Origin of the sequence: Williamsia muralis, assembly GCF_002735905.1 — a bacterium.
Classification (GTDB): domain Bacteria; phylum Actinomycetota; class Actinomycetes; order Mycobacteriales; family Mycobacteriaceae; genus Williamsia; species Williamsia muralis_A.
The window spans coordinates 582,862-589,628 of sequence record NZ_PEBD01000010.1 but is presented as its reverse complement, the minus strand read 5'-3'; the positions used below and the strand labels follow the sequence as shown (position 1 = coordinate 589,628).

At 55.3% G+C, this 6,767-nt stretch carries 6 protein-coding genes; all 6 read right to left on the bottom strand.

All coding sequences use genetic code 11. The features are described 5' to 3' along the window. Positions 1-2: 2 nt before the first annotated feature. On the bottom strand, positions 3-1,490 hold the full coding sequence (locus tag CSW57_RS16470) for a polysaccharide biosynthesis tyrosine autokinase (RefSeq protein ID WP_099383769.1): 1,488 nt from the start codon (positions 1,488-1,490) through the stop codon (positions 3-5). 248 nt (positions 1,491-1,738) lie between these two features. Next, positions 1,739-2,992, bottom strand: coding sequence for an oligosaccharide flippase family protein (locus tag CSW57_RS16465; RefSeq protein ID WP_099383768.1), 1,254 nt, complete (start codon positions 2,990-2,992; stop codon positions 1,739-1,741). Positions 2,993-3,117: 125 nt separating this feature from the next. Further along, positions 3,118-4,071, bottom strand: coding sequence for a polysaccharide pyruvyl transferase family protein (locus CSW57_RS16460; RefSeq protein ID WP_099383767.1), 954 nt, complete (start codon positions 4,069-4,071; stop codon positions 3,118-3,120). A 14-nt stretch (positions 4,072-4,085) separates the two neighbouring features. After that, a complete protein-coding gene (locus CSW57_RS24870) occupies positions 4,086-4,574 on the bottom strand; it encodes a serine O-acetyltransferase (protein WP_099383766.1) in 489 nt (162 codons plus the stop codon). Positions 4,575-4,593: 19 nt separating this feature from the next. Further along, entirely contained in the window at positions 4,594-5,853 is a 1,260-nt protein-coding gene (locus tag CSW57_RS16450; protein WP_099383765.1) for an O-antigen ligase family protein, read from the bottom strand. Next, a complete protein-coding gene (locus CSW57_RS24865; protein WP_189339295.1) occupies positions 5,847-6,755 on the bottom strand; it encodes a glycosyltransferase family 2 protein in 909 nt (302 codons plus the stop codon). The genes CSW57_RS16450 and CSW57_RS24865 overlap by 7 nt, the downstream gene beginning before the upstream one ends. Positions 6,756-6,767 lie beyond the last annotated feature (12 nt).

The window sequence follows — 6,767 nt, the reverse complement described above, 5'->3', positions numbered from 1 at the left end:
AATCACCTATGTGAAGGCGCTGACTCGAGAACCGCCTCGATATCCTGGTGCTTCGGATCCTTCTTGCCGAATCGACTGAAGAACCCGGGCTTCTTCATCACGTCGGTGGAGCTGTAGTAGTAGCCGTACTTGTACGCGCCACCGCGAGTGGGGACATCGGTGAGAACGACACCGATGAGCTTGGCTTGCACAGCTTCGAGCTGCTCGATGCTCGCCGCGACATCGGGGATGCGGGACTGATTTGCCCGCGCAACCAGGACGACGCCATCGGCCCACTGCGCCAAGACCGCGGCATCGGTAACGGGAAGCAGAGGTGGCGAGTCGATGATCACGTAGTCGAACATCGCCGAGAGATTCTCGATGCCTTGTCCGGCCTTCTTCGACCCCAGAAGCTCCGCCGGGTTAGGCGGCTGCGGGCCGCTGGCCAAGATTTGCAGGCCGCTAACCTCACTCGGCTGTAGCAGGTCGGCCATCGACCCGTCGCCCTTGAGGTAGTTCGTCAGACCGATATCGCCCATGCCGCCTGTACGGTGGTACACCTGCGGCCTGCGGAGGTCGGCGTCAACGAGAACGACACGCTTACCGGTCTCGGCCAATGCGGCGGCCAAGTTCATAGCAGTTGTCGTCTTACCTTCGGCGGCCAACGCACTGGTCACCACAATGCGCCGTGAAGGGTTGTCAACACTCGTGAACGACAAGTTCGTGCGCAGCTTTCGATATGCCTCCGCGGCAAGAGTGGCACCTGATCCGAAGTCGATCAGACCTTGACGCTTGAGAAGATCGTCACTAGGCACTGAAGCAAGAACTGGAGCGCCACTGACCGCAGCGACCTCTGCTTCATCGCGAACCTTGTTGTTGTAACGATCCCGGATAAAAACGAAGCACACTCCAAGCAGAAGCCCCAGAGCCAGCGCAAAGACTGTGTTCCGTGTGGTCTGTGGCAAAACGGGAGACGACGCTTCGCTCGCTGGGGTCACCACCGTCATCTTCGCCAAAGGAGAACCGCCCCCACTGGGAGTTTCGAGTTCCGCAACATAGGCCGTCATAGACGTGGCTACCGCGTTCGCCAGTGCTGCGGCGTCCGCAGCGTTGTGACTTTCTGCAGACACGTTCAACAGAACCGTGTCAGCTGTCGATGAGGCACTAAGTCCCGTTTTTGCCTCAGCCATCGAGATAGACAAGCCGGAAGTCTTCAAGGCTTCATCTACGACTGCGTCCGAATCGACGAGTTTGGTGTAAGAAGTCACTCGTTGTTGCGAGGCTAAAGAGCCCTGGTACGCAGACTGGGCGGTGTTTTCGGCACCTGACGTCACGTATAGCACCGCAGTCGAGCGATACGTCGGATCCTGTAACGCGCTGTACGAAAACCCAGCTAAGCCAAAGATCAACGTACACGCCAGGATGACCAGCCATCCCTTCTTCGCGACCTCTACCGCCGCGCGCAGTGAATCCGCACCGAGCGAAGTGCCCTTTTTTGCCTCGTCAGTCATAAAAGCCAGTTCCAATCGTCACGATCATTCTAGGAGCTACTGCACACCTGCGGCTTGTCGGTTGCAGCCGCCGAGCCCCGCCCCGGTGACCAGAGTGCGACACAGTGTCTTCGTCGCCGTTTACAGACTAGCGTGCACTACGCCAAATCGCACGATAAGTTGCCCGTCAATGCGCACGCCGATCCGTATCGCAAAATGCCGCCGCTGACCAAGTGTCGTACCGGTCAGTACTCGCTTTCAAAATTGCTTCACATACTCCAATCCTCGCCCCCCACAAGTAAAAGACATACCGATGCCACGGCACCTACGGAAAAGGCGAGCAGACAAGACCAGAGAACTCTCTTCGGGATCAGCTTCCGGGCCGGGATTAGAGTCAACAGACACACAATGGCATCTCGACTAACCGCTAACACTGCAGCAAGCGCAAGACTGTGCGCAGCGCCGAAAGCAACCCCAACCGACAGGAAAACACCAAGCAATTTTGCTGGTAACGCTCTATTCGCTTGTCCAGACACGACAAGCACCACAGTAGTATTCCACGCAAGATACGCGGGGATGGAGCCCAGCGCCAGCACGGGAACAACATCCACCGACGCGGACCATTCTGCGGAGAGCAGACGTCGAACGAAAATTTCAGACAGCGCAACCGACAGTATTACGGCAACCAGCACAACCACCAAACCGCGCAGCAGCAGCTTTTCTATTGCACGCGATTCGTACTCGTTCGAGTTGGCCATAGAAGAACGCAAAATATTGGCCGAAGACATTGCTGCGGCATCACCACCGCTCCGCGAAATAGCGGAGGCGACCGAATAGGAGCCGAGAACCGCTGGCCCAGCAGAGAAGCCCATCAGAAGCCGGTCCGACTGAATTTGGCCCCAGCCCAAGATAGAGTACGTCGACATAGACCAAAACTCACTTCGCGCAAAATGTTCTTGCTTCGCATGTCTACCCCCACCGGCAGGAAACGAATGTTCGCCGGTAGAATCACCCAAATACTTGCCGGGCCGTCGGAAGATGCAAGCGCTGGCGAACAACCCCTCTGCCAAAACCATCTGTATGCACGGTGCAATTAGCGATCGAGTTAGCAGAAGAATTACGAAGCCGAATGCGAACGAGACGATTGACGCCAGTAGTTGATATGATGCGAGGCGACGCCATTGACCCGAAAGTTGAAGTTCGGCTAGGCCGAATACCCGTGATGCCTGAAAAACCGGAATTACACTCAAGGTAAACAGCGCGTATAGACTCTGATCCGGAACCTTACCCCTATACACGTAATAAATCGCAAAAGCTATTATTAGGATAAATATACAGCCCATAGAGCCGGCAATGACGCGATAGCGGCGCAAAAATTGCCGACCTTCACTCGACTTGATGGCGAGGACTGCGATCTGCCGTACCGCGCTATCGCCGGCCGACTGCACCAACAATAGACAGACGACAGCCAAACCATAGATGCCAACGAGACGCGGTTCGGCAAAATACGCGAGCACAAGCATAAGAAACGCCGAAGACGCCCGCGGAAAAACGCGTTCCAGTAGCGACCACAGCTGCGCTATCAACTATTTGCCAAACCGTTGGGAGTGACAGTCACGGTAGGACCGCCCCGGCGTTACTGGCCGAGTCAACGAACAGACTCGACAGCAGCTTCGATCGACTCGGCAAAAACCAGCCGAGCGTCGACATCTCCGAACCAGGTAGAAGCGTAATTACTAAGCTTTTGATTATTGTTGTCTACAGCGACAACTGAGCGACCCATCTGAAGGGCAATCAGCATCGCGTGCAGTCGGTCAGTAACCACAGTTTCGCCCGGGGAAAGCATACTAACCCCGCGCGCGAGACGGCGTTCAGCGATCGACTTCCACGCTGACGGAGACGGATTCAGCCAAGATCCGATTCCAGATAGATAGCGATATTTCCATCGAACTGTGCTCGCTACTCGCTCGCGCCTGTCGTCAGTCAACCAATCGGGGTGCATCTCGCTGCGCCCGGAATCAACAGCTTCCTGGTCTCGTCGGGCAAGCACCACGTACTTCTGGCACGGAGGAGGACTTTCTATCCTACCCAGCAAGTGAGCAGAATCCGGCATAAGCACAGGGCTTGCACCTTCCTCAGCCAATATCTGAGAAGACCGCTTATCTCTAACGGCGATCGCCAGACCTTCACGCGACAGAAAGTCGTTGAGAAAACCAGCCCGCGCTGACTCGCTCGCCCAGTGAATCGACTGCGGGCCCTGCACCAACCTCACGTTGGCTGGCAGATCCCTACTGAGACCGTTCCGATGGCGATCAATACCAGCAAAAAAGCCAGCAATATTGCCACCACCATTGATGTAAACAACATCAGAGGAGCGCAATTTTGGTACATAGAGCGTGCCGATGCACGAAACAGACTCGACCTTAATCGCCCGCTCGAAAAAATACTGCAACGCCCCGAGAGCAATCGCGCTATCCCCGACATTTGGGTAATCTGGGAAGTCGACGAAACTTAACGTCTTAGTGTTGCCTAGAAGCGAATCGAAGCCCGCTCGGCATCGATCACGCATGACATCTATATATTTCAAATGCGTTCCGTCCATCAACTATATCAAACCTACCGAAGACGTCGCGCCGGATTGCCTGCGTGCACTTCCGATTCGCCCACATCTGCGAGCACGACGCTACCCGCACCGATCTGCGCATAGGAACCTATAGAAATCGGGCCGAGAATAACGCAGTTTGGACCGACGCTTACCCCATCTGCAATTCTAGGTGGATTCGATCCCTGCTTTGATCCTATCGTCGTGCACTGCCGTAGCGTCACGCCCGCCCCGATAACGGCTCTATTGTGCACCACTAATCCCACTCCGTGCTGAATCGTCAACCCCGGGCCGATTTGAGTCGATATCGGTATGTCAAACCCGATAAGTGCCAGGGACACGAATCGGTAAAGTAGTCCAACAGGAATACCGACTAACTGGCGCGCAGGCGAGGGCCATTTTCTACTACGTTGGGCCCAACGCAGCAGAAACAAGGCTACCTGCACGTGCAGACGTCCACGATTCACGTGCCAATCAGCACTAGGCGGAAACCCATCGGTCATTTTCTCAACACCATTCCTATCAAAGCGCCGCGCCTTTCGAGTTCTGAGGTCCTAATTGAGGAACCCCTCCTCTGCCCTTTCCGATCCAGGCTTCACCGAATGAGAGGCCAACGACCGCTGCAGCAGCATACATAGCCGCCGTATATCCAACAGTGTTCCCTGCCAAACCGCACACGCCCAGATACACAAGAACACCAAAGCTTAAGCCGGATAACTCGCCAACGCCCGATCGCGCTAACTTGTAGGACGACTTGAGAAATAACGCGTAACCAACCGCAAATAGAACGATTCCAATCAGGCCATATTCGACCAAGAACTGCACATATACATTGTGAGGAGGCCCGCCTAGCGGGTTGATTATTGAGTTGGTGGTACCAGTCCCGAAACCAAGTACCTTCGACATCTTCCATTGGTCGATTAGTAGGCGCCAGTTCTCGAGCCTCCACTGGAACGAATCCGGATCACCTGCCACGTCCGAGGCAGCAAACTCATTGAAACGATCTGATACGTTAAGAATCTCGACGGCCGCGAAGATTAGAATGCCGCCAAAAAAGCCTATCTGCACTTTTCGGCTACTCCCCAAGTCTGGGCTAACTGTCAGTAGTGCAATAGCACCTATAGCTGCAGCCAACAGAGAGGTAAGGCTCGCAGTTGCGGTCAGTAATATCAATGCGATCACCGCCACACCGATAGACAAGGGGCTTTTGCCGGATATCGCGATGCCGAGTGCTACCAAGAACGCTACCCCGAAATAGACGCCTGCGGCGTTCGGGTGACTGAAGGTATAAGTGAACCGGTCGTTTACGACTGTATGCGGCAACGAAAGCACCATCACAATAATTGCGACCGCCGCAGCCGGAATGAACAGCGATATAGCGTAAGTCGAAATGCGCTGAAGAGAACCCGCAGCACAAGTAGCCACTGCGAACACCGCAAGTATCGACAAAAGGCGAACCACTTCGTTCAATATTGACGGGCGGATTCCAAAGTCGAGAAAAGCCACGATCTGCCATAGGACCACAAATACACCGAGAGCGAGGAGCCACCGATTTCGCAACTTCAGCTTGCCGGATAGCCACAGGGACAATGCATAAGCAATAGCGACGACTGGCAGCACCGAGGACAAAGAGGCGACCAACATCGGTCTCGACGAGTCGACAACGCCGTAATCACACAGCGATCGAAGGACCACGACCGCCCAAAGCGCGAACAGCCCCGACCTGAACGGCATAGCGATCAGTATGCTGACTAGCCCTACCCCTACCGCAAGCGTCACCATCGACTTCTCCCGTAGCTCGGCGGCGTCGTAGGCAATACATCCTCGGCTCGATTTGCGATCCTACGCAGTTGTTTAGTCGATTGCGAATGGGATGCTGCCGAGACGTCACGAACTGCCGCAATCAGCCGCTTGGTTTCAGCGATGAGATCAGCGCTCGCTATGCTCGGCGCTCTCAGCCCTACGAGCGAACTAACCTGGCAACCGATCAATTTGGCCGAGAGCGCTTGGTGCGACTGCCTCAGCAAGTCTTCATCTACCGACGCTTCAGACCAGTCCGGCTTGCTAGTCACCTGGCCGGCGTGTACCCGGTATAGGAGGCAAGGCATAGACGAGCGCCCGAGATGATAACCGAGTACTGCGGCTCGCAGCCACAAATCGTAGTCTTCTGACTGCACCTGCCGATACCCGCCAAGAGCAGTAAGCGGTTGTCTCTTTGCGTACATCGTTGAGTGCGCGACTGGGTTTGTAAGCAGCAGTGCACGGTTGAAACTAGCTGGGTCAAGGCCAATGAATCGTTGCGGCGCAACTTTTCGTCTGCTGAATCGAATGACTGGCGCGAAGGTGAAATCTAGACCTCGCGTCTCGATGTATGACGACTGCTGTCGAAACCTCCACGGCAGTGCGATGTCATCCGCATCCATACGAGCGACGTATTCGCTATCAGTCCGGTCCAGTAGCTCGTTCAGCACGGCACTTAAACCGGGTTCTTTATGCTTTTTGAGAAGCACAACCAAGCGACGATCGTTGATCTGCTCCAGCTGCTCCACTGTATCGTCTGTGCTGCAATCGTCCATGACGTGAACCGACGCATCAGCGGGAAGAGCTAAGAGCGTGCTCTGCACCGCCCGTTTGACGTAGTGTCCACCGTTGCGAACTGGCACTATTACGCTGAGGCGTGGCATTCGAATCGCCTC

Coding starts and splice junctions, on each gene's coding strand:
- CSW57_RS24870 (WP_099383766.1), bottom strand. CDS start 4,574: ATGACCGATGGGTTTCCGCCTAGTGCTGATTGGCACGTGAATCGTGGA.
- CSW57_RS24865 (WP_189339295.1), bottom strand. CDS start 6,755: ATGCCACGCCTCAGCGTAATAGTGCCAGTTCGCAACGGTGGACACTAC.
- CSW57_RS16465 (WP_099383768.1), bottom strand. CDS start 2,992: ATGCTTGTGCTCGCGTATTTTGCCGAACCGCGTCTCGTTGGCATCTAT.
- CSW57_RS16450 (WP_099383765.1), bottom strand. CDS start 5,853: ATGGTGACGCTTGCGGTAGGGGTAGGGCTAGTCAGCATACTGATCGCT.
- CSW57_RS16460 (WP_099383767.1), bottom strand. CDS start 4,071: ATGGACGGAACGCATTTGAAATATATAGATGTCATGCGTGATCGATGC.
- CSW57_RS16470 (WP_099383769.1), bottom strand. CDS start 1,490: ATGACTGACGAGGCAAAAAAGGGCACTTCGCTCGGTGCGGATTCACTG.